At 42.0% G+C, this 26,165-nt stretch carries 28 protein-coding genes; 21 read left to right on the forward strand and 7 right to left on the reverse strand.

The window, feature by feature from the left end:
* Positions 1 to 77 precede the first annotated feature (77 nt).
* Positions 78 to 1,559 (reverse strand): carbon starvation protein A, encoded by a 1,482-nt coding sequence (locus DOZ58_RS02490; protein WP_111886857.1) that lies wholly within the window; start codon positions 1,557 to 1,559, stop codon positions 78 to 80.
* Positions 1,560 to 1,840: 281 nt separating this feature from the next.
* Here DOZ58_RS02490 and yqeC point away from each other — a divergent pair, with 281 nt between their 5' ends.
* A complete protein-coding gene (gene yqeC, locus DOZ58_RS02495; protein WP_162624389.1) occupies positions 1,841 to 2,569 on the forward strand; it encodes a selenium cofactor biosynthesis protein YqeC in 729 nt (242 codons plus the stop codon).
* 82 nt (positions 2,570 to 2,651) lie between these two features.
* The gene (gene budA / locus DOZ58_RS02500) at positions 2,652 to 3,452 is read left to right on the forward strand and encodes an acetolactate decarboxylase (RefSeq protein WP_111886859.1); all 801 of its coding nucleotides are present in this window, start codon (positions 2,652 to 2,654) and stop codon (positions 3,450 to 3,452) included.
* Between the two features lie 125 nt (positions 3,453 to 3,577).
* Here the strand turns inward: budA and DOZ58_RS02505 are convergent, their stop codons facing one another.
* Positions 3,578 to 5,032, reverse strand: coding sequence for a PLP-dependent aminotransferase family protein (locus DOZ58_RS02505; protein ID WP_111886860.1), 1,455 nt, complete (start codon positions 5,030 to 5,032; stop codon positions 3,578 to 3,580).
* A 111-nt stretch (positions 5,033 to 5,143) separates the two neighbouring features.
* On the opposite strand from DOZ58_RS02505, the gene DOZ58_RS02510 reads away from it, so the two are divergent.
* Positions 5,144 to 6,070 (forward strand): DMT family transporter, encoded by a 927-nt coding sequence (locus DOZ58_RS02510; RefSeq protein WP_111886861.1) that lies wholly within the window; start codon positions 5,144 to 5,146, stop codon positions 6,068 to 6,070.
* Between the two features lie 200 nt (positions 6,071 to 6,270).
* Here DOZ58_RS02510 and DOZ58_RS02515 read toward each other — a convergent pair whose 3' ends face one another.
* Positions 6,271 to 6,453, reverse strand: a complete 183-nt coding sequence (locus DOZ58_RS02515) for a hypothetical protein (protein ID WP_026393241.1) — start codon at positions 6,451 to 6,453, stop codon at positions 6,271 to 6,273.
* A 191-nt stretch (positions 6,454 to 6,644) separates the two neighbouring features.
* On the opposite strand from DOZ58_RS02515, the gene DOZ58_RS02520 reads away from it, so the two are divergent.
* Positions 6,645 to 7,235 carry a flavin reductase family protein gene (locus DOZ58_RS02520; RefSeq protein WP_111886862.1) on the forward strand — a complete coding sequence of 197 codons (591 nt, stop codon included), beginning with the start codon at positions 6,645 to 6,647 and terminating at the stop codon, positions 7,233 to 7,235.
* A 62-nt stretch (positions 7,236 to 7,297) separates the two neighbouring features.
* On the opposite strand, the gene DOZ58_RS02525 is transcribed toward DOZ58_RS02520, so the two are convergent.
* Together DOZ58_RS02525 and DOZ58_RS02530 are read right to left on the reverse strand one after the other, a co-directional pair.
* Positions 7,298 to 8,320, reverse strand: a complete 1,023-nt coding sequence (locus DOZ58_RS02525; protein ID WP_111886863.1) for a branched-chain amino acid aminotransferase — start codon at positions 8,318 to 8,320, stop codon at positions 7,298 to 7,300.
* A gap of 33 nt (positions 8,321 to 8,353) precedes the next feature.
* A complete protein-coding gene (locus tag DOZ58_RS02530; RefSeq protein ID WP_111886864.1) occupies positions 8,354 to 9,250 on the reverse strand; it encodes a DUF445 domain-containing protein in 897 nt (298 codons plus the stop codon).
* A gap of 181 nt (positions 9,251 to 9,431) precedes the next feature.
* On the opposite strand from DOZ58_RS02530, the gene DOZ58_RS02535 reads away from it, so the two are divergent.
* The 5 genes from DOZ58_RS02535 (at position 9,432) to DOZ58_RS02555 (ending at position 13,336) form a co-directional block, all read left to right on the forward strand.
* The gene (locus DOZ58_RS02535) at positions 9,432 to 10,685 is read left to right on the forward strand and encodes an MFS transporter (protein WP_242988581.1); all 1,254 of its coding nucleotides are present in this window, start codon (positions 9,432 to 9,434) and stop codon (positions 10,683 to 10,685) included.
* 108 nt (positions 10,686 to 10,793) lie between these two features.
* Positions 10,794 to 10,976: a transcriptional regulator gene (locus tag DOZ58_RS02540; RefSeq protein WP_111886866.1), complete on the forward strand. Its 183-nt coding sequence runs from the start codon at positions 10,794 to 10,796 to the stop codon at positions 10,974 to 10,976.
* Between the two features lie 133 nt (positions 10,977 to 11,109).
* On the forward strand, positions 11,110 to 11,814 hold the full coding sequence (locus DOZ58_RS02545; protein ID WP_111886867.1) for an ABC transporter ATP-binding protein: 705 nt from the start codon (positions 11,110 to 11,112) through the stop codon (positions 11,812 to 11,814).
* Positions 11,777 to 12,526, forward strand: coding sequence for a protein kinase family protein (locus DOZ58_RS02550; protein ID WP_204355459.1), 750 nt, complete (start codon positions 11,777 to 11,779; stop codon positions 12,524 to 12,526). The genes DOZ58_RS02545 and DOZ58_RS02550 overlap by 38 nt, the downstream gene beginning before the upstream one ends.
* A 6-nt stretch (positions 12,527 to 12,532) precedes the next feature.
* Complete coding sequence (locus tag DOZ58_RS02555) at positions 12,533 to 13,336, forward strand: cyclopropane-fatty-acyl-phospholipid synthase family protein (protein ID WP_111886869.1); 804 nt, start codon at positions 12,533 to 12,535, stop codon at positions 13,334 to 13,336.
* A gap of 58 nt (positions 13,337 to 13,394) precedes the next feature.
* Here DOZ58_RS02555 and DOZ58_RS02560 read toward each other — a convergent pair whose 3' ends face one another.
* Complete coding sequence (locus DOZ58_RS02560; RefSeq protein WP_111886870.1) at positions 13,395 to 14,957, reverse strand: Na+/H+ antiporter NhaC family protein; 1,563 nt, start codon at positions 14,955 to 14,957, stop codon at positions 13,395 to 13,397.
* A gap of 282 nt (positions 14,958 to 15,239) precedes the next feature.
* Here DOZ58_RS02560 and DOZ58_RS02565 point away from each other — a divergent pair, with 282 nt between their 5' ends.
* From DOZ58_RS02565 to DOZ58_RS02580, 4 genes are all read left to right on the forward strand, one after another.
* Entirely contained in the window at positions 15,240 to 17,087 is a 1,848-nt protein-coding gene (locus DOZ58_RS02565) for a TIGR03960 family B12-binding radical SAM protein (protein WP_111886871.1), read from the forward strand.
* Positions 17,080 to 17,763 carry a TIGR03936 family radical SAM-associated protein gene (locus tag DOZ58_RS02570; RefSeq protein ID WP_111886872.1) on the forward strand — a complete coding sequence of 228 codons (684 nt, stop codon included), beginning with the start codon at positions 17,080 to 17,082 and terminating at the stop codon, positions 17,761 to 17,763. Before DOZ58_RS02565 ends, DOZ58_RS02570 begins: the two co-directional genes overlap by 8 nt.
* A 786-nt stretch (positions 17,764 to 18,549) precedes the next feature.
* Positions 18,550 to 19,041, forward strand: a complete 492-nt coding sequence (locus DOZ58_RS02575) for a nucleoside-diphosphate kinase (RefSeq protein ID WP_111886873.1) — start codon at positions 18,550 to 18,552, stop codon at positions 19,039 to 19,041.
* Positions 19,042 to 19,247: 206 nt separating this feature from the next.
* Positions 19,248 to 20,663 carry a sodium:alanine symporter family protein gene (locus DOZ58_RS02580; protein ID WP_204355460.1) on the forward strand — a complete coding sequence of 472 codons (1,416 nt, stop codon included), beginning with the start codon at positions 19,248 to 19,250 and terminating at the stop codon, positions 20,661 to 20,663.
* Positions 20,664 to 20,750: 87 nt separating this feature from the next.
* Here the strand turns inward: DOZ58_RS02580 and srtB are convergent, their stop codons facing one another.
* Entirely contained in the window at positions 20,751 to 21,461 is a 711-nt protein-coding gene (srtB, locus tag DOZ58_RS02585) for a class B sortase (RefSeq protein ID WP_111886874.1), read from the reverse strand.
* Between the two features lie 241 nt (positions 21,462 to 21,702).
* Between srtB and rplU the strand changes: the two genes are divergently transcribed.
* The 8 genes from rplU (at position 21,703) to rsfS (ending at position 26,049) form a co-directional block, all read left to right on the forward strand.
* Positions 21,703 to 22,020, forward strand: coding sequence for a 50S ribosomal protein L21 (gene rplU, locus DOZ58_RS02590; RefSeq protein WP_111886875.1), 318 nt, complete (start codon positions 21,703 to 21,705; stop codon positions 22,018 to 22,020).
* Positions 22,021 to 22,026: 6 nt separating this feature from the next.
* Complete coding sequence (locus DOZ58_RS02595; RefSeq protein ID WP_111886876.1) at positions 22,027 to 22,353, forward strand: ribosomal-processing cysteine protease Prp; 327 nt, start codon at positions 22,027 to 22,029, stop codon at positions 22,351 to 22,353.
* A gap of 16 nt (positions 22,354 to 22,369) precedes the next feature.
* Positions 22,370 to 22,657, forward strand: coding sequence for a 50S ribosomal protein L27 (rpmA, locus tag DOZ58_RS02600; RefSeq protein ID WP_014356380.1), 288 nt, complete (start codon positions 22,370 to 22,372; stop codon positions 22,655 to 22,657).
* 112 nt (positions 22,658 to 22,769) lie between these two features.
* Entirely contained in the window at positions 22,770 to 24,053 is a 1,284-nt protein-coding gene (gene obgE / locus DOZ58_RS02605) for a GTPase ObgE (protein WP_111886877.1), read from the forward strand.
* A 51-nt stretch (positions 24,054 to 24,104) separates the two neighbouring features.
* Complete coding sequence (locus DOZ58_RS02610) at positions 24,105 to 24,467, forward strand: YhbY family RNA-binding protein (RefSeq protein WP_111886878.1); 363 nt, start codon at positions 24,105 to 24,107, stop codon at positions 24,465 to 24,467.
* 16 nt (positions 24,468 to 24,483) lie between these two features.
* Positions 24,484 to 25,125 carry a nicotinate-nucleotide adenylyltransferase gene (nadD, locus tag DOZ58_RS02615; RefSeq protein ID WP_111886879.1) on the forward strand — a complete coding sequence of 214 codons (642 nt, stop codon included), beginning with the start codon at positions 24,484 to 24,486 and terminating at the stop codon, positions 25,123 to 25,125.
* The gene (gene yqeK / locus DOZ58_RS02620) at positions 25,112 to 25,708 is read left to right on the forward strand and encodes a bis(5'-nucleosyl)-tetraphosphatase (symmetrical) YqeK (protein ID WP_111886880.1); all 597 of its coding nucleotides are present in this window, start codon (positions 25,112 to 25,114) and stop codon (positions 25,706 to 25,708) included. The genes nadD and yqeK overlap by 14 nt, the downstream gene beginning before the upstream one ends.
* Positions 25,705 to 26,049 (forward strand): ribosome silencing factor, encoded by a 345-nt coding sequence (gene rsfS, locus DOZ58_RS02625; protein ID WP_111886881.1) that lies wholly within the window; start codon positions 25,705 to 25,707, stop codon positions 26,047 to 26,049. The genes yqeK and rsfS overlap by 4 nt, the downstream gene beginning before the upstream one ends.
* Positions 26,050 to 26,165 lie beyond the last annotated feature (116 nt).

Raw genomic sequence — 26,165 nt, forward strand, 5'->3', positions numbered from 1 at the left:
TAAAAAATCCCATCACTATCAAAATCGATGATGATGGGATTTTGTCGAAATAGGGTTTTTAAAAATTTAATCAGCTATTAAAGTTGAGGAGTGTTAGGATCCCGCCGGCCCTGTTTTAAGACAAACACCATATAGAAGATGGCAGCAGCGGCACCAATTGCATAGGAAAGGATATAACTGTTGGGGTCAATGCCAATAATAGGGCCAAGTCGGGGTTCAAGACCCAGACCGATGGGGGCATGACAAATATAACTGATCACGATAAAGGTGTAAAACATTCCCGGGATCAGGGCAATCCAGACAAATTTTTGCTTGCTCATCAAATAGACTGCTGCCATCGCCAATGCGAAAATGGCCACAAACTGATTGGTAAAACCAAAATACTGCCAGAGCAGGTTAAAACCATTGGGAGCGGTTTTGGCAAACACGAGAATGACGATTGCAGGGATAAAGATGATCTGGGTGGTTAGTAAGCGTTTTTTAAGGTTGGTCTGATCGATGTTGAAGGTTTCTGCCATCATCAGCCGCAATGAACGAAAAGCGGTATCCCCGGAAGTAATTGGCAATACAATGACCCCAAGGATAGCAAAATAGGCACCGATCGGTCCCAAAAATTGTTGCGAGATCAGGCTGACCATGGCGGTCGCTCCGGTAGTTAAATCGACACCCTGATTAAAGAGAATCATCGCTCCGGCTGCCCAGCACATGGCGATAAATCCTTCCACAATCATCATATTGTAAAAGGTCCCGCGACCCTCTTTTTCTTTGCTCATCGTCCGCGAAATAAGGGTCGATTGCGTACCATGGAAACCGGAAAGGATCCCGCAGGCGACCGTGATAAAGAAGACCGGAACAAATTTCTGACCGAGGGGGTGCTGGGGTAATGTTTCCCAGGACAGGTTTACGAGATTAACCCCACCATTTTTTAAAACCCCGATAAAAATTCCAATTGCTGAGAGAATTAAAAAGGCACCAAAAATCGGATAGACCCGGCCGATTATCTTATCGATCGGGAAAAAAGCAGCAATTATATAATACACGAAGATACCACCATAAACGATCCAGACGGTTAAGCTCTGGGGGCTGGCATCTTGCTTTAGGATATCTTTGGTAATCAGATCGCCAGGAGTATAGATAAAAACGTCGCCGACTAGAAAAAGCAGTAACCATAACACCAGGGTATAAAAGCGCTTAATCTTGGTACCCAGATACTGGCCAATCATCCGGGGCATTTGAGCACCACCGTTTCGGATCGAGATCATTCCGTTAAGATAATCATGAGCCGCGCCGGCTAGCACGCAGCCGATTGGGATGGTAATAAACGCCAGCGGACCAAATAGAATTCCCTGAATTGGTCCCAGTACCGGCCCGGTACCGGCAATATTCAGCAACTCGATTAACTGGTTTTTCCATTTGGGCATAACGACAAAATCGACGCCATCGGCCTGACTAATGGCTGGGGTTGCCCGATCATCTGGGGCAAATACCCGATCTATTAGCTTGCCGTAGAAAAAACCGCCCAGAATTAGAATAAATAGTCCGATAATAAATGTAATCATTATGCCTCCTTTGTGGTGGATCGTGCTTTTATAAGACAAAAAAGCCTTGATCACAATCGCTGATTGATTTTATCATTGCTTAAAACAGGTGTCAATGCAGATCCGGAAGCCCCGATTATTTTTGAGTTCATAACTATTAAGATGGAGTAATAACTGATAATTATCATTGCGCCTAAGAAAATTGCAGTGTAAAATTTAACTATCTGAAACGATACCGGGAAATTGATTACAAAACTTGTGGTCTTTTTAAATATCGATACATAATGGAATGGAGAATAGTGATGGAACTTATCGGCAATTTAAACATTACCGAGAATGATGTGATTACAATTACTGGAGGTGGCGGGAAAACCTCGCTGATGTTTGAAATCAGCAAAGAACTAGCTGCCAGAGAGGTACACCATGTGATGACGACAACCGCAAAAATTTGTATTGCCGATGTGCCCGAGCAACAGTGTCTGATCCGCGAAAAACTGGCGGAGGTGATTGAAGCAATCGCGAAAGACCCTAAACGGGAATGGATTATTGGCAAAGAAAGGGTGAATGGACAGAAAATTTCAGGCTTTTCCGAAACAGAGCTGATCACTTTAAAAGAGGCGATCGTGCCGTTAGTTATCATTAACGAAGGAGACGGGTCAAAACGAAAGCCTTATAAATTCTATAACGACTACGAGCCATCAATTCCGAAAATTACTACCAAGCTGATTCACGTCATGGGAGCCGAGATTCTATTTAAAAAAATTGACGAAGCGACCTTTCATCGATCAGAATTGTTTGGAAATGATCAAATTATTTTTGATGAAGACGTTTTACAGCAGACGCTTGAGAATTTTATTCACAATAAACTAAACAATACCCTGGATAAAAATGCTACCCGGATTCTTTTTATCAACAAAGCTGAAGGAGAAAACCTGAAAAATGCCCAGATCATCGCAAAAATCGGGGCAAGCTTGTTTGACTATTGTCTGCTGGGTTCCCTCAAAGAGGGTTGGATTGAGCAAGCTAAATAAACATCGAGCAAAAACTTTGTTGTCGCGCCAACAAACCGGCGGCGAAGCCCGTGGCAGAAATTAAATAAATGAAGGAGCTAATATGAAAATAAAATTTACCGCAATTGTTTTATCGGTACTCTGCGTGGTTACGCTGGGGGGCTGTGCCGGGACAACCACTAGCACTAGTAGTGACGCTGTCGCTTCAAAAGAGGAAACCCTCTTCCAGGCATCAACCATTAATTCCCTGCTGGCCGGGAATTACGATGGTTTTATGAGCTTTGGCGAATTGAAGCAGCATGGAGATGTCGGAATTGGTACCTTTGATGCCTTAGACGGCGAGCTGGTGATGATTGAGAACACAATCTACAAGGTCAAAGCCAGCGGCGAAGTGGTGGAAGTCCCGGATACCGATACGACCCCCTTTGCCGCCGTCACTTATTTTAATGAGGATGTGACTAAATCATTAGAAAAAACCGCCAGTCTGGACGCCCTCGAACAGGAACTGGACAAACTGATGACCGATCCGGCGTCCTTTTATGTGTTCCGGATTGATGGCACCTTCAACACCGTTAAAGCCCGTTCGGTTCCCAGTCAGCAAAAACCTTATTCGGTTCTTTCCGAGGCTGTGAAAAATCAATCCATCTTTGACTATCAAAAGATTTCCGGAACCCTGGTGGGCTTGTGGTGCCCGGAAGACATCGGCGACTTAAATGTGAAAGGCTATCATTTTCATTTTATTTCTGATGACCGCAGCAAAGGCGGGCATCTGCTGGATGTCAGCTTCGACAGCGCCAAGGCCTTTATGGATCAGACCGACGGTTTTTTCATGACGCTGTCTCCAACCAGTCCAGAAGGAACTGTTGACGATGCGGAATCTGCCATCGATGCGGTGGAAAAATAACCAGTTTCCAATGAATTTGTTAAGGTTAAATTACCGTACCGATTAATTGTTAATCTGTTGTCCGCCCCGATGCGTAGGGTCTGACCCCTTGGTCACAACATGATGTAACAATTTCCGGTACTGGGTTATTTTTTATTTGATTCGACACTCATGGGAGTGTCTTTTTTGTGTTCGAGATTCAAAAGTGCACAACAGAGCCGGGTGATGCCCATGGAGATTTCGGCAAAGCTTAAATGCGCATAACCGAGAAGGATATCGCTGGTGTAGGCCGCCTTATTTCCAAAAACATAGTTTGCAATCGGATAGACCCGGACTTGCTGAGAATTGATGTGATTGATCAGCGTGTCATCAAAAACAACACCGTTAAAATGAACGACCATGTGAAGACCAGCGGCATGACCTTTTATTTCGAAATCATTAGGATAGCAGCGGGATAGTTCAGCAATCAGGTGCTGTCTTTTTTTTGTATAGATTTTTTTCATCTTCCAGATATGCTTTTCCAGCTCGCCATTTTCAATAAACTCGGACAAAGCGTATTGGGTAAAGGCTTCACTATGGACATCTGAATATTTTTTTAGTTCCAGATAGGGTTCAATGAGTTTATCCGGGAGAATAAGATAACCCAGACGAATGGCCGGGGTGAGGATTTTACTCAAGGTCCCAAGATAGATAACCCGGTCAGGATTTAGCTCATAGAGTGATGACACCGGTTGTCCTTCAAAGCGGAACTCGCTGTCATAGTCATCTTCAAGCAGATAAGCATCATGTGCAATGGCATACTGGATAAGTTTCTGACGGCGTTGGATCGGGAGGATGCCACCGAGAGGGTATTGATGGGAGGGGGTCGTATAGATAAAAGCTGGGGATAAAAAAGGGGTGATTAAATCTGTCACCATGCCACGGTCATCGACCGGAATTCCAATTAGACTTAGTTTTGAGCGCTCAATAATTTTTCGCAATCCGGGATGGGTAGGGTCTTCAATCAGTACAGATTGCTGCTGATCATGAAATAAAGCTGATATCAGCGCAAGGCCCTGTGTTGCACCAGAAACAATCACAATGTTGTCCGGTTGACAATGGAGTCCTCGGGTTCGCAGCAAATAATCGGCAATCGTCCGGCGCAATTTAAGCACACCAGCACAGGGATGATAATAAAAAGCCGTTTCGGATATCTGATCAAAGCTGCGCTGGTAGGCTTTCTTCCACTGTCGCAATGGGAACAGTGACGAATCAATAACGCCGGACTGGAAATCAATGACCATGGTTTCTGGTTCTTTTTTTAGTGTAACGGATAAATCATGTTTTTTATCAGGCTTTTTAAGAGGGATAAAAAAAATATCAATACCGCCGGAGACCACCGTACCGGAGCCATGATTTCCTTGTAAGTAGCCCTCGGCAATCAATTGATTGTAGGCATCCAGAACGGTACTTCGGGATATCCCCAGATTCATGGCCAGTTTTCTGGTTGATGGCAGCTTCTCATCTGCGGCAAGCTGGCCGTCTAAAATCAGGTGTTTGATCTGATTATAGAGCTGCCGTATCAAGGGCGTGTTACTATTTTTGTCGATATTAATCCACATCGTGCTCCTCCTAAAGTGGTTTGCAAAAAAAACGTTTAAGTGGTTCTTTACAAACCACATCTATCAGGTAAGATTTTATCATAAGTATATCGATTAGAAAAGAGGGTTATTATGCGGAAAAAACTTAGAGCCTATATGGATTTAACATTGGCGATGTTTATCGCCGGCAGCGCGGTTGTGGTAAGTAAAATGATGGTGACAAGTGTTCCGGTATTCTTGGCCACTGAATTGGGGATCCTGATTGGTTTGATTTTTTTGTTGATCGTCACCTTTGTTATCAAAAAAGAGCACCATCAGTTGGATATAAAAACTGTTGGCGTTCTGTTGGGTCAGGCTCTGGCTGGGATTGTCCTCTACCGGGTCTTCATTTTCTGGGGATTGCAGCTGACATCCGCCGCCAACAGCGGCTTGATTTCAAGCTCGGGACCAGCCATTGTTGTGATTCTGGCATTCTTTTTACTAAAAGAGACCATCTCAAAAAACAACGCGATCGGGCTGGCTTTGGTCATTGTCGGTTTGTTATGCATCAATCTTTACACGTATTTTAAAGAAGGGGCTCTTGACAGTTCGGTATTGGGGAATTTTCTGATTTTGATCGCAGTGATTGGCGAAGGATTATTTTCGGTGCTCAGTAAAATAAAGTGCATCCGAATGTCCCCGGTGTACCGGACGACACTTGTGGCGGCGATGGCATTTATCTGCTTATTACCCTTTGCGATTCATGATGCCTGGGACTTTCCATTTGCAAAAATGTCGCTACAAACTATTTTGTGTATTTGTTATTATGGTGTCTTTGTTTCATTTATTTCTTATGTCCTGTGGTTTCAAGGGATTGAAAAGGTAACGGCCAGTAACGCGGCCATCTTCACCAGTGTAGTTCCGGTCAGTAGTATTATCTTGGCCGCTATCCTGCTTAATGAAAAAATACAGCTCAGTCATTTGCTGGGGATGAGTCTGATTGTGTGCGGCATTCTCATTGCAACAAAAAAGTCTCCAGTCATTCATACAGAAATTAATTGCAAAAAGATAAAAAAATAAAGACTAAAAGTATCGAAATAGAATGATAAAAAAAGAGCAACACTGAGAAGCGTTGCTCTTTTGCCACTAACGGGCAGTTTTTGAAACGGCAATAATGCTTAAGGTCAGGGCTGCGGCTCCCAGTAAAAGGGCAACCATGCTGGATACAAAAGCGGCTACTTTCATCGAACTACCTCCTTATTTGTTTTTTTCAATTGGCTTCAATCTTCGTCATAAAAACCGCTCATGGAGTAATCTTCAAGCGCTTCCAATAAAAAGACCAGACTCCCGGTCATACTTTCGGCGGTGGTTACGACAATTTCTTTTTCTTCTTCAGTCAGCTCCATGAATTCTTCTTCAAGATCACATAGGCGCTTAATTAGAAATAATAATTCTGTTTTCATAGTTCTCCTGTCCACTGTCTATTCTAACTATAATACTATCGGCTTATCTCAAAAATTGCAAGAAAAATTGTGTTTAAATCATCTAATTGAATTTTTTTAACGGTAGTGATGGCCAAGTTGGTGACGATTTTCTGTAATTATCATCGCATAACTGATATAATGGTTTTATCGCAAACAAAGGAGAAAACGCAATGAGTAAAACAAAATGGCCAGGATCCGTGTTGCTGGCACCGGTTCCTCCAGTCCTGGTAACTTGTGGCGAGGACGCGTTAGCAAATATCTTAACCGTGGGATGGACTGGGATTCTCAATACCAAACCGCCAATGACTTATATTTCACTACGGCCCAGCCGTTTATCCTACGAGATTATCACAAAAACCCGGGAGTTCACTATCAATCTGTCCACAGTGGAGCTGGTGAAAGCAGTCGATTTCTGTGGGGTGCGCTCTGGCCGGGAGATGAATAAATTCGAATTGCTGGCGCTGGCGTCAGTTCCCGGTGATATGGTGAAGTGTCCGATGCTGGTAGCCAGTCCCTTGAGTATGGAATGTCGGGTCAAAGAAATTATCCCACTGGGTACTCATGATCTGTTTATGGCCGAGATTCTAGCAGTTCATGTGGCTGACACTCTAATTGACGCCAACGGTAAACTTCATTTGGATCAAGCCAATCTATTAGCCTACGTTCATGGCGAATACTTTGGGCTGGGAGAGAAGGTTGGCAGCTTCGGGTATTCGATCCGCAAAAAGAAAAAGAAGAAACGGCCTGTTCAGCAAAAATAAAGCAAAAACGATGGGGAATAAATCCATCGTTTTTCTTTTGGAAATAATTAATGACAAGACAGTTATAGCTTGGTAATCCAGCCTTCCGGACCGGCCAGATCGCCGAGTTGGATGGCGGTGAGGGTATCGTAGAGTTTTTTGGTTACTGGGCCCACTTCGGATTCGCTGTAAAAAATGTGTAGCCGGTTGTGATGAAAAATACCGCCGATGGGGGTTATCACGGCTGCGGTACCACAGGCGCCAGCTTCGGTAAACTGATCAAGCTCATCAATAAAAACATCTTCTTCCGAGACTGCCATTCCCAAAACATGTTCAGCCAGATAAAGCAGGGAATATTTGGTGATGCTGGGTAAGATGGAGGGGGAAGCGGGGGTGACAAAACGGTTGTCTTTGGTGATGCCAAAGAAATTGGCGGCTCCGACTTCTTCAATTTTGGTGTGGGTAGTGGGATCCAGATAAATGCAATCCGCATAGCCTTTTTCAACGGCAATTTGGTGAGCCAGCATCGAGGCCGCATAGTTGCCACCAACCTTTTGTTGGCCGGTGCCGTTACTGGCAGCCCGATCATAGTCGGAGACCATAAAATTAACCGGCGTTAGGCCACCCTTGAAATAAGCACCCACCGGCATACAAAAAACTGTGAAGATATATTCATTGGCCGGTTTGACCGCCACGCTGTTGCCTACCCCAATCATCATCGGACGGATATATAGCGAACCGCCGGTGCCGTAAGGCGGAATATAGGCTTCATTGGCCTTGACTACATCCACACATGCTTTGATAAACGTTTCTTCAGAAATTGTTGGCATTAATAGCCGATCGCAGGAATCCTGTAGTCGCCGGGCATTCTGGTCAATCCTGAATAACTGGATGTCCCCGTTTTTCGTCCGATAGGCTTTCAGTCCTTCAAAGCATTGCTGCCCGTAGTGCAAACAGGGGGCAGCTTCGCCCAGGTGCAGGACATTGTCCTCGGTCAGAGTTCCGCCATCCCATTGATCATCTTTCCAGAAAGACAGATATCGATAATCTGTTTTTATATAGTCAAATCCCAATTGATCCCAATTAATTGCTGCTTTTTTAGTCATTTTAACTCCTTTTTAAATATTTGTTCTGAGGCCCTAAACAAAGGACATCACCAGTCCCATAATGCAGCCCAATAATCCACCCAACCAGACAATTGCGCTTAGTTCTTTGTGCATGATTTCCAGGATCATTTTTTCAAAAGTCAGGACATCATAGCCGTTTATCTGATCTTCGACCAGTTTTGATAAGTTTAGGGCATTAATTAGACTGCCAATGTTTTTTTCAATTAGCTGATGATAGCTCGATATAATCCAGGTGACAAATTCCGGAATGCGGTCTTCATATTCGTTATAAAGATCACATAGTCGCTTGCCTAAAAGATTATTACCTTCTTTTTCAATGATATTACCCAGGATGCCCTCTCCTTTTTCGACCACCATTCGTTCAATAATTTCAGACATTTTGACCTTGGCAGAACTGATCAAGTTTCCATTGATCAACATGGCAAACATTGAGCCCTGTAGATTGCTGACAATTTCAGTGACTGCTATTTCAGATAATAGCGGTCCCAACTCCATTTTTACCATTCGCTCGTAAGAAAAATCGACAATTTTCGTGCTGACCTCAGTGATAATTTGCTCACCACGCTGATCGCCGGAAAACGAGTAAAACAGCTCCCGTAGGGTTTCTTCGCTGGTGCTTTTTTTAGCGATCAGTCCATTGACGGCATTAGCAATCTTATCATCCACTTCTTTGGACAATAAGCCGTTTTTTATCACGTTCTCATTTAGTAGGTTGTTGGCAACCACATTCCCCAATGATTTGGCGATTCTAGGTTTTTCTTTGGGAATTAAACCCGGGGTAAAGGGTAAGGTCAGCCCGAAAACCTTGATGGCTTCTAATGGGCGAAAAAGCATCCGTATGGCGATGCCGTTGGTAATCAGTCCGATAATGCCTCCCAGTATCGGTCCAATAAAAAATGATAAATTCATGGTTTCCTCCTGTTGAAACTTCTGGTTAGTAGCTATTTGTATATTTTAATCTTTTTAAAACAAGCTGTCCAGTAGAATGATAAAAACCAGTAATCGTTATAGCGATTACTGGTTTTTATTATTGTGTTTACTTTAGCTAGCTGATACAATAAAGCAAGGAAATTTTAGGAAGAAGAGGAAAATGATGAAAAATGAGAATTTAAAACGCTGGATTTATCTGGCGGTAGCGACCATTATGCTAATGTTTCTGGGATTACTGTATGCCTGGTCAATTTTTAGAGCACCACTGAACAAGGTCTTTGAAAGTTGGACAGTTACGGACTTATCACTTAATTTCACCATTTCAATTATCTTTTTTTGTATTGGCGGTTTTGTTAGTGGTCAATTAACCCGATTCATTAAAAGCCAAACCATTGTGTTAATGGTAGCGGCGATGCTATTTATTGGTTTTTTTGGTGTTTCGAAAATTGATCCGACCCAACCGGGTCAAAGTTTAATCCTTTTGTATGTTTTTTATGGTGTGCTTTGCGGAACCGGCGTCGGTATGGGATACAATTCAATTATCAGTGCTGTAGTGCCCTGGTTTTCTGAGAAAGCCGGTTTAGCTTCAGGAATTTTATTAATGGGTTTTGGTCTGGGGGGGCTGATTCTCGGTACTCTGATCAGCTCGTTAGTCGGGAGTGTTGGCGTATTGGAAACTTTCTTCTATCTGGCGATCATGGGAGCGATAGTCATGGCTTTAGGATCGTTCTTTATTAAGAAACCTGAAATGGCTGCGAAAAAAGCGGCCACTGCTCAGGGTGAAGCAAGTCAGAAGAAAGAGTATTCGGCTGGGGAAATGTTAAAGACCGGCGTTTTCTGGACATACTTTTTCTGGGGAATCATGATTACCGCATCAGGATTGCTAATTATTGGCAGTGCGGCAACTATCGCGATGGCCTTTGGGGCGCCGGCCCAATTGGGTTTGCTGGTTTCTGTTTTTAATGGCGGCGGCCGGGTTGTCATAGGCAGCTTGTTTGATAAAGTTGGCAGAGGGAAAGCTATGGCAACCAATACCATTCTCTTACTGGTTGCTGGTGTTTTTTTATTGTTTGGAGCAACAATGAATAACGTCATCTTCATCTTCATCGGTCTTTTATCGGTGGGAGTCACCTATGGTGGTGTGCCCGCTTTATCCTCGGTTGTTATTAATTCAAGCTTTGGTTCAAAAAATTATCCCTTGAATTTTAGCTTGTCCAACTTTTTATTGGTACCAGCAGCAATTATTGGACCAATGATATCTAGCTATCTACTGCAAAGCTCAGGCGGTAGTTACAGTTCAACATTTATCGTCATTATTGGTTTCGCAGCCATCGCTTTGGTGTTGAATCATATTTTAGGGATTCAAAGTAAAAAACTGAACCAGGCTGCAATTATTGCAATTGTCGAAAATTAAGATGATTCAATAAATTTTGGGGGGCAATTAAAACCGAATTAAGAAAGTTTTGCTATAATTTGTCAAAAGATAAGTAAATAAAGATGAGTAAATTTGGAGGGCTATTTTATGGAACTGAAGGATAAAATTTTAGCTTTTATGGAGCAGCATGGATCACCGATGACAGCGGGAGAAGTTGAAAAAGCCTTGAAAGTCGATCGAAAAGAAGTTGACAAAGCCTTTAAACTGCTAAAAAAAGAAGAAGCCATTGTATCCCCGGTGCGATGCAAATGGGAACCAGCCAAAAAATAACCGAAAGAAAGGGAAACCTTTCTTTTTTTTCGAGGTAATATGGCTTTTATGGGTTCTATTCGATATACTGTTAGTATGAAAAAAAATTGCTGGGGGAGAGCCTCCGGCACTAATAAAAGAAGGACTGGAAAAGATGAAACATTTTATTGAATTTAAAGATGTCCATAAGCGCTATCATATGGGGGAAGTGACCATCAATGCCGCCAATGGGATCGATTTTTTTATTGACGAAGGCGAATTTGCGGTGGTAGTAGGCCCCAGTGGGGCCGGAAAAACGACTGTCCTTAATATTTTGGGTGGGATGGATAACTGCGATGAGGGCCAGGTCATTGTCGGTGAAAAAGATGTGGCAACCTTGAATCGCCGGGAGCTGGCGGAATATCGACGTTATGACACTGGTTTTGTTTTTCAGTTTTATAATCTTATTCAAAATCTGACTGCCGTTGAAAATGTCGAGTTGGCGACCCAAATCTGTCATGATCCGATGGACGCAGAAACCGTATTAAAGAGTGTTGGATTGGAAGAACGGCTGGGAAACTTTCCATCACAGCTTTCCGGAGGCGAGCAGCAGCGAGTGGCTATTGCCAGAGCGTTGGCTAAGCGACCGAAGCTTCTGCTTTGTGACGAACCCACCGGAGCTTTGGATTATAATACGGGGAAAAATATTTTAAAACTACTCCAGGAAACCAGCCGCAAAGAAAATATGACAGTAATTCTGATCACCCACAATCAGGCCATTACTCCCATGGCCGACAAGGTCATTATTATGAAAAATGGTCAGGTTCAGAAAAGTTATCTCAATGAGAAACCCTTATCGGTTGACGAGATTGAGTGGTAACCGTCTCGAAACGCTCAGGAGAACGCTTGCTCTTGATGGTTTTGTGCTGATAAAGACTCTGGGGCAGGGACGGTTTGGTAGCTGCTATCTGATGTCCCGAGATACAAAGCACTATGTTTTAAAAATCTTTAATCCCAATGATGTCAAGCGCCGTAAAGAAAAACTGGCCCGAGAAAGCAAATTTCTGAAAAAAATTGACCATCCGGCTATTCCCAAATTGAATCAACTTCTTGATCGGGATGGTTTCTATGGACTGGTGATGGAAAAAATGCCAGGACAGTCACTCGAAGACCTATTAGAGTGGGATTACATTTTTAACAAAAAAGAAATTACAGCGATCATGGAGCAATTAATTGCTGTGATGGATTATCTGTCGGGGCTGCATATCACTCATCGGGACATCAAAACCGATAATCTTTTATGGACTGGTGATCTGCTGTCACTCATTGATTTTGGCTCGGCCAGTTGTGATCCCAAATTTCGCCGCCGCTTTAATCCTGATTTCTGGGGAATCGGTGATGTTTTTCTGCGGTTGGCATCAAACTGTGACGAAATGAGCGTCGGAGCTAGTGGCTTTTCCATTTCCCAGTTAAATTTAGACAAAGAACAACAACGTGTCATCAAACGTTTGCTCTGCATTGAAAAGCCCTATCAGGATTTTCAGGTGTTAAAGGAAGATTTTGGGCGTGTCTGGATAAATAAAGGAGAGTGATACAGGATGCATTTAAAGTTAGAATACTTTGAGGAACTCTGGTTATCCGATAACCAGAAAAAAGAGCCATCGGTGGAATTGTGGGACATTCGGGCAGAAGAATACAACCTTTCGTTATCGACCGAGGAGGCTCAGTTAAATCGAAAAAAGAAGGTTCAGACATTGATTGATAAGGGTATTATCAATAGTGAATCAACGGTATTGGATATTGGCTGTGGATCAGGACATTTGGCGGTTGAACTAGCGAAAAAGACAAAAAAAGTAGTTGGTCTGGATTTCTCTGAAAATATGCTACACTTTGCCAACGAAAATGCCACCGCTGCAGGCCTGAAAAACACGGAATTTGTTCATTCGGATTGGGATAGCTTTCAATGCATGAAACCCTTTGATCTGGTTGTAGCGAGTATGTCCCCGGCCATTCATGGGCCGGCTCATCTTTATAAACTGATGGATTGCTCCCGAGGCTATTGCTATTTGTCCGCATTTGTGGAACGACACAGCAACCTGAAAGAAAAACTATACACGTTAGCCGATCAAAACTATCTTCGTCAGTTTAATAAGCTGAACTATATTTTTAACATTTTATGGACGAAGGGCATTTTTCCGGAACTGACTTACGAAACTGGCATTCATAAACGGTTCTTTTCTTTAGAAAAAGCCAAGGAGATTTATACGCGAGAACTGTCAGTGTTGGAAAGCCCGGAGCAAATCAGCCGGATCCATCAATACCTGGAGAAAATCGCTGAAAAGGATATGATTACGGAATCCTTGCAGCAACGAAAAGGCGTCCTAATCTGGAAAAAATTCTGAATAAAAAAATGCCCGCCATGCTTATTTGTAGAATGACGGACATTTGAAGTTACCAGGATTAATCTGGGGTAGAATAATTCAGTCGATTGATTCTGGATTTGGAAATACGATGGAATACTATTAGCGACACAATCAGAAGGCCAATCGAAGTTATCCAGGTTAATATAAGATTTCCGTAAGTTAAACCGGCAACCAGATAACCAACAAAGCTGCAAGCGGCCACCACGATAGCATAAAGCATCTGAGTTGATACGTGCTGAATATGGTCACAACCAGCCCCCGTTGAAGATAAAATGGTGGTATCCGAAATGGGCGAACAATGGTCGCCAAATACTGAGCCGGCAAGAGTTGCCGACAAGGTTACGACCATCAATTCCGGTGAGGTATATTGAGAAATCATAACCACGATAGGTATAAAGATACCGAAGGTGCCCCAGGCGGTGCCAATGGAAAAGGACAGCAATGCTGACACCAGAAAAATCATGGCCGGGATCAACCCCACCGGGATATTGCTTGCTTTGACCAGTTCCCCAATAAAGAGGCCGGTTCCCAGCAGATCCTGACACAGAGCACCGATAGTCCAGGCCAAAGTCAGAATGATATAGGCGGGTACCATGGTTTTAATCCCTTCACCGATACCACCCATAAAGGTTTTAAAATCGATAAGTTTGCGGGGAATAAAGAGTAAGAAGGTCACCACTAGCGCCCAAAAAGCGCCCATTACCAGTGCGGCAGAAGCATCACAATTGCCAAAGGCGGCGGACAATGTTAAACCTTCGCCGGACCAGTAGCCACCGTTCTGAAGCATCGATAGAACTGAAAAGATTATCAGGGCGCCAATCGGAATAATCAGGTCCCAGATCGTACCCTTACCATCCATTAGAACTTTTTCTTCCAGCTCAGTATCCAGAGCTCCCAGGTCTCCGGTTTCAAGCGCCTGCTTTTCAACTCGGGCCATCGGTCCGAAATCCAGGTTGGTTATCGAAAGAATGATGACCATCAAAATACTTAAAAGAGCATAGAGATTATAAGGAATCGTCGACATAAAAGCGCTCAGTTCATTCTGAAAGGCCCCAGTTTCATAAAGAGTCGATCCGACCGCCGCTGCCCAACTAGAAATCGGAGCAATGATACAAATTGGAGCCGCAGTGGAATCGATGATATAAGCGAGTTTGGCCCGAGGAATCTGATATTTATCGGTGACCGGCTTCATTACGGTACCTACAGTTAGACAATTAAAGTAATCATCGACAAATATAATGACCCCTAAGGCACTGGTGGCCAGCTGGGCACTGCGTCTCGATTTAAGCTTAGTTGTAGCCCAATTGCCATAGGCTCTTGATCCTCCGGCGATGGTCACCACATAAACCAGGGCGCCCAGCAGCCCCAAAAATAGGATAATGTTGAATTTACCTGGATCACCCACGGTTTCGGCCATTAAACCAAAGGCAACCGTTCCCATTTCAACAAGACCCCCACCACTACTGACAACATAGATCAGAGTTCCAGATAAGATTCCGATAAGCAGAGCAGAGATGACTTCTTTAGTAATCAACGCCAGGACAATGGCAATGATTGGAGGAATGATGGATAAAATGCCCACATCTACTGTTTCTAACAATTCGTTTCTCCTTTCACGAATAAGAATTCGTTTTTTGCGTTATTCATTGAACACAAGGCCCATTTAATTCCGCAAAAGTTCGATATAAAATTACAAACATTGTGTAGTCTATCACAATTGGTATTGTTTATCAAATGCACTTTTCTGAATGATGTTCAGAATTAAATTGAGGCAATGAATATTTATTCTGATGCGGGGACTATACAAGCCAGTAAGAATCATGTAAGATTAGGTGTGCTAAAATTAGACTAACGTTTAAAAATTATAAATATGAGGAAATGAATGAATAATTATATTGAAAAAAATATTTTACCCTTGGTAACAAAACCGATCACTTATCTTGGCAATGAGGTGAATTCTGTCCATAAGACCCCAGATCAAGAGATGATTCGCTTTGCTTTTGCCTTCCCAGATACCTATGAGGTGGGAATGTCCCATTTAGGCATGAAAATTCTTTATGGATTACTTAACGAAGAAAAGGACATCTGGTGTGAACGGGTATTTGCACCCTGGGTGGATATGGAAGAACAATTGCGGCTACATGATCTGCCCTTATATGGGTTGGAATCGATGATGCCTTTAAACGAATACGATTTTGTGGGATTTACCCTTCAATATGAAATGAGCTTCAGTAATATTTTAAATATGCTTGAATTGGGGAAGATCACCATGAGAAGCACCCAGCGAAAAGAAGATGAACCCTTTGTGATCGCGGGAGGTCCCTGTGCCTATAATCCCGAACCGCTGTCAGACTTTATTGACATTTTTGTCATCGGTGAGGGAGAAGAGGTGATCTTAAGAATTATGGCTGCTCACCGTGAGTGGAAAAAAGTCGGCGGCAACCGTCAGGACTTTTTAAAAATGGCAGCGGCGATTGAAGGGGTTTATGTCCCGGCTTTTTATGCGGTCAGCTATGATGAAATGTCTGGGGTGATTACTGCCTTCACCCCCATTGCAGAAGAAGTGCCAGCGACGATCCGCAAACAATTTATCGAAGACCTGGATCAAGCTTACTTCCCGGATAAAATTGTGGTTTCCTATACGGAAACCGTTCATGATCGCATCAGTTACGAAATTTTCAGAGGTTGTGGACGGGGTTGCCGCTTTTGCCAGGCTGGGATGATCTATCGTCCCACCCGTGAGAAAACCGTACCAACGATCCAATCAAAAATTAAAGCTCTAATCGCATCTACTGGCTACGATGAAGCTTCGTTGTCATCTCTTAGCACGGGTGATTACAGTGAAATTGAAACCTTGATTAAAAACCTGGTCTGTGATGCTGAAGTTGGTAAGGTTAGTATTACCCTGCCATCTCTACGCATTGATTCCTTAAGCATTGAGATGCTGGAAGAGATTCAAAAAGTCAGGAAAGCCGGATTGACTCTGGCACCGGAAGCTGGTACGCAGCGGATGCGCGACGTTATCAATAAGGGCGTGACCGAAGAAAACCTGATGGATACGGTTAGAACTGCCTTTGAGAAGGGGTGGGGACATGTCAAACTCTACTTTATGATTGGTTTGCCGGGAGAAACCCTTGCCGATATCAAAGGCATTGCCGATCTGGGACAAAAAGTCGTGAATGAGTACTATAAAATTGATCGTGAGTCCCGGAATAAAAGTGTGAAGGTTGTTCTCAGCGCTTCTTCTTTTGTACCGAAACCATTCACGCCTTTCCAGTGGATGGGACAGAATACCCCGGAAGAATTTATGAACAAGCAGCGTCATTTAAAAGCCAGCATTAAAGAACGAAAGATTTCCTACAGCTGGCACGATAGTGGGGTTAGCTTTCTGGAAGCTGTTTTTGCCCGGGGTGACCGTCGATTGGGTCTGGTGCTGGAAAAAGCCCATCAAAAAGGCTGCCGGTTTGATGGCTGGGGAGAATACTTTGATCTGGAAAAGTGGACCGAAGCCTTTGCTGAAGCAGGAATTGATCCGAATTTCTATGCCTTGCGAAATCGAGACTTTGACGAAATCCTACCATGGGATTTTATTGATACAGGGGTCACTAAGAAATTTTTAAAAGCCGAGGCACAAAAAGCGGAAGCTGCGTTAACGACGCCCTTCTGCCCCGAAAGCTGCTCGAATTGTGGAATTATGGAGTTCAAGAAAGGATGGAAATGCAATGGTTAAAATTCAATATCAATTTAAGCGAACTACACCCCTGCGTTTTTTATCCCATTTAGATCAGCAGCGCCTGTTTCAACGGGCTTTTCGTCGGGCCAATATTCCTGTTGAATACTCCCAGGGATTCAATCCTCATCCTAAAATGTCATTCGCACTGGCTATGTCCGTGGGCTTGACAAGTGATGGTGAGTTTGGTGAAGTGATGGTATCAAAGAACATTGATGTAGAAACATTTATCAGCCGCATGAACCAGGTTTTGCCCAATGGCCTGGAAATCATCACTGCAAAAATCTGCGACGAAGGGGTCAGATCCCTGTCGGCATCGCTTTGTAAAAGCATCTATCGGATTCGCATCAAAGTCGTGCCTGAAACTGATTTAAGAGAATTGTCTGAATCCATCCGTTCTTATCTTGAACGGTCTCAGATTTTTATGCAAAAAAGAAATAAAAAAGGGAAGTTTGTTGATAAAGATATACGACCATTTATCGAATCGATCGCAGTTTTTGCTGATTCTGAAAAAGACAAGGTGAATGTCAAGATGACCTTGATTTATATCGAGCAACAAAGTGTTAAGCCAGAACATGTTCTAGAGAGTGTAAATAATCAAAATAGCACGGTCTTTCTAATTGATCCCACGATCGAGGTTCATCGTGAAGAACTCATAATTAAAGCTGATGCTTAAGGTTTACAAAAGGAATAAAACGTTTACAAAAAAAGACTTTACATTTAAAAAAAACGTGCTATAATTTAGCTAAATCAAAGATCAACTCAATCCTTTTCCAGATTGACTGAGACGGTCATTGAAAAGTAAATAAACCTTAACTGCAGATAAGATTAAAGGAAGCCGGCAATCTGTTAGAAAAAAATTCTAACACGATACCGATCGCTTAGTTAAATTTTATCGATTGTTACCTCCGCATCTGCAACAGTTCTCGAATTTTATCTGAGTAGATTGCAGACAATTATTGTGTGATTGATTGGAGATCGGTATTTACATTATGGAAAAAAGCATCACGTATTTATATCAAGTTTTAATGATGGTACGAAATTGATGTGGCCATAAATACAAATAATAGATCAAAGATAAGTAATCCTCAAAATAGGAGATCACAATCAGCGTAAAAAAATAAGAAAAAACTGGAAAGCAACCTTAAAAAAGGTTAGATTAACAATCTCCAAATAATTCTAATTTTCTGGTTTCCAAGGTAAATGGAAGAAGTTTTCAAGTTAAGTGTTTGTTACTTTGAAAAGTGAAAGAGAAGGTTTTTGCTAAATAGAAAGGGGTGAGTCCAAAAGGAATGACATCAGAAATTGAAAGCTGAAGCCGGTTCTGCATCGTGATGCGGGATCGGCTTCAGCGTTTTTTGTATTTGTTTGACTTTTTTATGTCAGAACAATTGTTTAGCTTACCCAATACCTGTAAAAGATCAGTATAATAAATAGTAAATATGGAAAGTGAGGATTACTGATGAAAACATACGCTTTGATTATTATGAAACCAGACGCGTTGGAAGCAGAATTAGTGGAACCGATTATTCAACGATTTATTGAGAAGGGATTCCTGATTGAGATGATCGGATTTAAGAGCGCTGATGAAAAATCAATCTTAACACATTATGCCCATGTCGTTGAAAAACTTGGCGAATCCTTTAAAAAAATGGCCATCGCAGCGTTTGTGGGTAAACCAATGGTTCCGATTATTCTCAGTCAGGACGGCGAAAATGCGATTGCCAATTCTCGGGAATTAACCGGTGCTACTGATCCGACCAAAGCTGTACCAGGAACGATCCGCGGCGATCTGGGAACTGATTCCTTTGAAAACGCCGATCGGGAAGGTCGGTGCTGCTACAACCTAATTCACTGTAGCGACTCAATGGAATCCTTGTTAATTGAAATGAAACTTTGGTTTGGGCCTAAAACCTATGAAATATTTGCGCCTATGATCAGCTCAAAAATATAAGAAGACTTAATAAAGCTGTTGAAGCATGATCTGACAATTCACGGTTTGGTTAAAATATTTACGAAAAATGAGAAAATTTACCTATTGTACCAGATCCGATCAGTTGATAGTAAATACTTGTCATTAACTCGTTTATGTTAATTTAGTCTTGTGAAGTAAAAAAAATAGTGATAAAATAATCCCATTATATTTTTAAGGGGGTTAAGATGAATTTTTCGGAAATTATTGCAGCAGTCAACAATTTTGTTTGGGGACCTGTAATGCTGGCATTACTCATGGGAACCGGGATATTTTTAACAATTCGGTTAAAGTTTTTGCCATGGCGGAATCTCGGTTATGCGCTAAAATCGGTTTTTGCCAAGCAGGACCCGACAAAAAAAGAATCGAGTGGTGATATTTCACCCTTCCAGTCTTTAATGACAGCTTTGGCGGCAACCATTGGAACAGGTAATATTGTTGGTGTAGCAACTGCAATGGTCCTTGGTGGACCCGGCGCCTTGGTTTGGATGTGGATCAGTGCATTATTTGGTCTTTCAACTAAATATGGTGAAAGTGTATTGGCGGTTAAGTACCGCGAAACGAATAGTGAAGGTGAAATGGCTGGCGGACCAATGTATGCGATGAAAAACGGCTTTAAGAATAAGACGATCGGATCGATTCTGGCGGTGTTGTTCTCAGTTTTCGCAGTAATTGCTTCTTTTGGTATCGGTAACATGACCCAGGCAAACTCCATTTCAAGTGCAGTTTTGGGAACCTTTGGCATTCCAACCTGGATTACAGGTGCAGTGATCACCATTCTGGCAATTATTGTTCTATTAGGTGGGATTAAAAGTATTGGTCGGGTTTGTGGCGTAATCGTACCATTTATGGCGGTTTTCTATTTTGTTGCAGGTATACTAGTTATTATTATTAATTTTGGAAATATTCCTGCAGGTATTGCTCAGATCTTTACCATGGCCTTTTCACCTATGGCTATGGCTGGTGGTGTAGGCGGAACCGTAATCGCCAGCATGCTCAGCGCGATGCGTTGGGGAGTCGCCCGAGGCGTATTCTCAAATGAAGCCGGATTAGGTTCTGCTCCAATTGCAGCCGCCGCAGCAAAAACGGATCATCCGTCTCGGCAAGGTTATATCAATATGACCGGGACATTCTTTGATACCCTGGTAGTTTGTACGGTTACTGGATTGGTCATCGCCTCTTCAGGGGCACTGGGAACCATGACTGAAGCAGGCGAACTACTCAGTGGAGCGGCATTGACCATTGCTTCATTTGAATCTGCTCTAGGACCTATCGGAGGATATATTGTCACCATTGGTATAATGCTGTTTGCTTTTTCAACAATTTTAGGTTGGGAATATTATGGCGAAAAATCACTGGAGTATTTAATAAAGGCTCCGATAGCGGTAAAAGCTTATCGCTTATTATTTAGTTTAGTAGCTTTTGTAGGCGCAACCACAGCATTGCAAATAGTTTGGGACTTTTCAGATACGATGAATGGCTTGATGGCTATTCCGAATCTAATCTCACTGCTTGTTTTAAGTAGCGTCATCGCCAAAGAGTGTTTTGATTATGAAGAAAAAATAATCAAGCCAGAGCGTGAATTAAGAAAAGCTGGAAAATAAGCTACCGTAGGTTTTAAATAGTTGATTATTATAAAGTGTCCGCTGTCAAAACATTACAATCGATGTTGTAATTAGCGGACACTTTTATTATTTTACCTTACGGGCATGAACTGCAAATCGGGCATCATCGAAGGTATAAATGCAGGTGGAAAGAGTTAATACTTCATCATCGGGATCAAGAGTCACTCCGGTATCATACAGGGATCTCGCCTTTAGTCGATTCATGTAGTCTATGAACTCACCATCGGTTATAAATTCTGGCTGTCGATAGTCGTAGTCAGCTTTAGTAATATAAATCGAGAAGATTTCCCAATCACCGGGATGACCAGGTTGATCAAACTGTATCACCGGATGGAGCTTTAAGTAGGCTTGATCCTGATAGTTCCACAAACTGCCAAACATCGATTCATCAGACATATAATGACCATAGAGAACGTGATTCCGGGTAGTGGTAGTATTACACAGGTAATCCCGGAAAACTGCACCTTCAAAGGACTCTTCCTGCAAGTAATTATGGGATAGATAGTAATCATTGTTATCGGTCTGAACGACCGGGTACTCCAAAGGGGTTCCTTCGATTTGAACCCAACCGATCGTATCAGGATTGAGTGCAAGTAAGGCGTTAAAATCAATCCGGTCGGCGATTTCAGTGTGATTTTCTTTAGCAACAGCAATGATTTTATCCTTTTGCACGGTCTGATTGATCTTTGGATAAAAATTATAAATAGTGAATCCGATCGCCAATGCGATTAATAAAAAAACAGCAACAATCTTTATTTTAGACATGCTTTTTTGCAATTTTATTTTCCTCCTCTAGTTGTTTTGTATCAATTATACCCAATTTTACTGAAAAACCTCCAAATAAATAAAAATAGTTGAGTGGATTGATCAATTATGCAAAACAGCTTGTATTCTAATTATTTTGTTTGACTTTTGGAGCTTGCCATGTTATTATTTATAAAGTTATGTAGCCGCACACACAAGGTTTTAAGTCGAAAGCACCTTTTGTGGCGAGTCTGGTATGAGGAGGTGTAGAATCATGTATGCAATTATTAAAACAGGTGGTAAACAATACCGCGTTCAAGAAAATGATGTTATTCATATTGAGAAAATCAAATTAACTGAAGAAGATGTAAAAGAAATTACTTTTACTGAAGTTTTAGCAGTCAACAAAGATGGTGAAATGATCATTGGTACCCCAATGATTGAAAATGCTGTTGTTAAAGCTGAAATTTTAGAAGTTGCAAAAGGACCTAAGGTTATTATTTACAAGTATAAATCTAAAAAAGATTATCGTAAAAAACAAGGTCATCGACAACCATTCATGAAAGTTAAAATTACTGGCATCCAAGCGTAGGCGTTTATGATTTCAGTAAAGATTCAAGGTAAGAAAAAAATAGCACAAGAAATAATCGTATCTGGTCATGCCGGTTTTGCTGATCATGGCGAAGATCTCGTTTGTGCTGCTGTATCGGTATTAACCATCAGCATCTTAAACGGACTTACCGAAATTCTTGGTCGGAAAGATCTCGGCGAAGTGGTAGAAGAAGGCTATGTCCGCTTTATCATTCCCGAAATCACAGATGAATCAATGAAGATGAAAACAGATACACTCATTTCGACCTATCTCCTGGGAATCCGGGGGATTAAGGAAGCTTATGGAGATTATATCCAGTTTGAAGAACAATAAATAGGAGGTGAACAACATGTTAAAAATGAACCTTCAACTATTCGCCCATAAAAAAGGGGTTGGTAGTTCAAGAAATGGTCGTGACAGTGAAGCCAAACGTCTTGGAGTCAAAAGAGGAGACGGTCAATTCGTGCTAGCAGGGAATATTCTTGTTCGTCAAAGAGGAACAAAAATTCACCCTGGTACTAACGTTGGAAAAGGCGGAGATGATACATTATTCGCATTAGAAGATGGCATCGTACGTTTTGAAAGAAAAGGCAGAGATAAAAAACAAGTAAGTATTTATCCTCGGGAAGCCATCTAGTTTTCCAGTGACAAAATAATACATCCATAAAACCTCTTATGCTCGTTTTTACAAGATAAGAGGTTTTATTTTTTGTTGTTTGGGTAGATACCATAAAAAAAGCGAGGTAGCAATGTTTGTAGATAAAGCAGAGATTATTCTAAAGGCCGGCAACGGCGGACATGGCGGCATGAGTTTTCGCCGCGAAAAATATGTTCCCAATGGTGGTCCAGACGGTGGTAACGGAGGGCATGGCGGCAATATTTTATTTATGGCTGATAATGGTTTTCGGACCCTGATGGAATTTAAATATAAAAGAAAACACAAAGCAGAAAATGGCGAAAACGGAACCGGTTGTCGGTCTACCGGTAAAACCGGAGAAGATCTGATTATCAAAGTACCAGTGGGAACCATTATTAAAGATAAAGATACCGGACGAATCATCTGCGATCTTTCAGAACATGGACAAAAATACCGGGTCGCCGAAGGCGGCCGGGGTGGTCGGGGAAACATGAACTTTGCCACCGCCACCAGACAGGCACCTCGTTTTGCCCAGGGTGGTGTCAAGGGTCAGGAACGCACCGTTATTCTTGAACTCAAGCTGCTTGCTGATGTAGGTCTGATTGGTTTTCCAAATGTCGGTAAATCAACCCTTTTATCGGTGATCACTAAAGCTAAGCCCAAGATAGCCAATTACCATTTTACCACCATCGTTCCCAATCTTGGAGTGGTTGAATGGCGAAATTTTGATCCTTTTGTGATCGCTGACATTCCCGGTTTGATCGAAGGTGCTCATGAGGGTACCGGACTGGGGGATCAGTTCCTTAGACACGTGGAACGAACCAAACTGCTGATTCATCTTCTGGACGCCTCTGGCAGTGAAGGCCGGGAGCCTTTGGATGATTTTAAAAAGATCAACTTTGAATTGGAAAAATACAACGAAAAATTGGCAAAACGCGTTCAGATCGTGGCCTTGAACAAGGTTGATCTTCTTTTAGAACCTGAAGAAACGGATAATTTAAAGGCTGAATTGGAACAAATGGGCTATGAAGTCTTTGTCATTTCCGCAGTAACTGGTCAGGGACTCAATGAACTGTTAAGCCGAACCATAAAGTTGCTCGATGAAATTGGCGAAGTAGAGCCGATTTTTGACTTTGAACCGGAAACTGAAATCATTTTCACCCCGGACTTTAAAGAAAAACAATTCACCGTTGAAAAATTCGATCATTTATTTGTAGTTAAAGGTGCATTCGTGGAGCGACTGATTACGTCGGTTAACTTTGAAGATTTGGATTCCATAGGTTTCTTCCAGCGGGTTCTAAAAGATAAAGGCGTCTTTGAAGAATTGGAAAGAATGGGCATTCAGGATGAAGATGTGGTTCAACTCGAAGAGATCGAATTTGAGTATTTTAAATAGATTTCCCGCATTATTATATGTTATAATAGCGTCGTAGAAAGTAGAGAAAAAATGTTAACAAGTAAACAAAGAAGTTATTTAAGAAAACTTGCGATGGATATTCCCGATATCATTTTCATCGGTAAAGATGGCATCACACCACAAGTCATCGTGCAGACCAGGGACGCCATTATTGCCCGGGAACTGATCAAGGGAAAGGTTCAAAATAATTCTCTGGAAGATGTCAATAATGTGGCCCGGGAATTAGCTGCAGCCACAAAATCCGATATTGTGTGCACCATCGGTAGTAAATTTATCCTTTATAAGAAGAATTTATTAAAAACAAAAATCGAGGTGCCTACAAAAAATCAGAAACCCATTAAACGTGTCAAGAAAAAGGCACTTAGTCCGTCGCGAAAATTCACTAATTCATAGTAAGCAAAGGTTTGAGATGAAGAAAAAAATCGGTCTTCTGGGAGGAAGTTTTAATCCCATCCATACGGGGCATCTACTACTGGCAGAGTCGGCTCGAGATCAATATGAATTGGATAAGGTGTTGTTTATTCCTACCGGGAATAACCCATTTAAGTTATCTCAAGACGAAATTGCCAGAAAGCACCGACTTAAAATGGTCGAACTGGCAATCGCAGGCAATGACAGTTTTGAAATTTTGACCCATGAAATTGATCAGAGTGGTATCACCTATACGATTGATACCATCAATACCATTAAAGAAATTTATCCGGACTGTGATTTTTATTTTATTGCCGGTGCCGATTTAATGTTTGAAATCACCTTATGGAAGGGTGCCCCGGAATTATTAAAGTCGGTGAAGTTTATCACGACATTCCGTCCGGGTTATAGTCACGATCGGCTGGATATGCGGATCAAAGAGCTACAGGAGATTTACGGGGCGTCTATTTTCAAGCTGTATGCCACCGAAATGGACATTGCCTCTTCTGATATCCGGGCACGAATTAAAAATGGATACTCCATTCGTTATTTACTTCCTGACGCGGTGGAAGCCTATATTCATGAGTATCACCTTTACTTGCCGAATGTGTCTATTGAGGATAGCAATGAATTGGACTGATATCGAAGAAGATTTAAAAAGAATTCTAACTCCTAAACGCTTCACACACACACAAAACGTGGTTGAGGCGGCTGAGAAACTGGCTCATAACTTTGGCTGTGATCAAGACCAGGCCAGGTTGGCAGCGTTGCTGCATGACTGTGCTAAGAATCTGACAGATGAACAGCAGCTTGACTGCGCCAAACGGCATCAGATTAAAATCGATCGTGTGAGTCGAAATGATCCCCAGCTACTTCATGGCCCAGTGGGTGCGGTCCTTGCTAAAGAGCGTTACGGTATCAACGATACCGCAATTCAAAATGCCATAGATTGTCACACTACTGGTTGCAAGAATATGAGCACACTGGATAAGATTATTTATCTGGCCGATTATATTGAAAAAGACCGTACTTTTCCAGGCGTTGAGACCATTCGACAAATGGCAGATACTGATTTGGACGGGGCCACTATTATGGCACTAACTAATTGTATCTGTCATGTGGCGCGAACAGGTGCACTACTCCATAAGCGAACCATCGATGCGCGAAACGATTTAATTATCAAAACCATAAACTTAAAGAAAATTAAAAAAGAAAGTGAGTGATTTTTATTATTCCAGAAGAATTTGCACAAAAAATAAAAAGCTGGATTGAGGACAAAAACGGGGTGGATATTGAGGTCATTAATGTAACCGAAATGACATCCATTGCCAATTATTTTGTTATTGCCAGCGGGAGTTCTGAACGTCAGGTCAAAGCTATTGCTGATAATATAGAGTATGAAGCTAAACAATTGGAAATATTCCCCAAAAACATCGAGGGCCAACGGGAAGGTCGCTGGATTTTACTGGATTATTATGATGTGATCATCCATATTTTTCATGCCGAAGAACGAGAGTTTTATAACTTGGAAAAACTTTGGAAAAGCAGCCCTGTTAATCGATAATCTGCGTCTCATGCAATCAACTTGATTGATACTTTTTATCTAAGTGAATTTTACTGGAGATAAAAAGTCAACAATTGATATAAACTTTGGGTATCAACCGAATTACTGAACCAATC

Source organism: Acetobacterium sp. KB-1, assembly GCF_003260995.1.
GTDB lineage: Bacteria > Bacillota > Clostridia > Eubacteriales > Eubacteriaceae > Acetobacterium > Acetobacterium carbinolicum.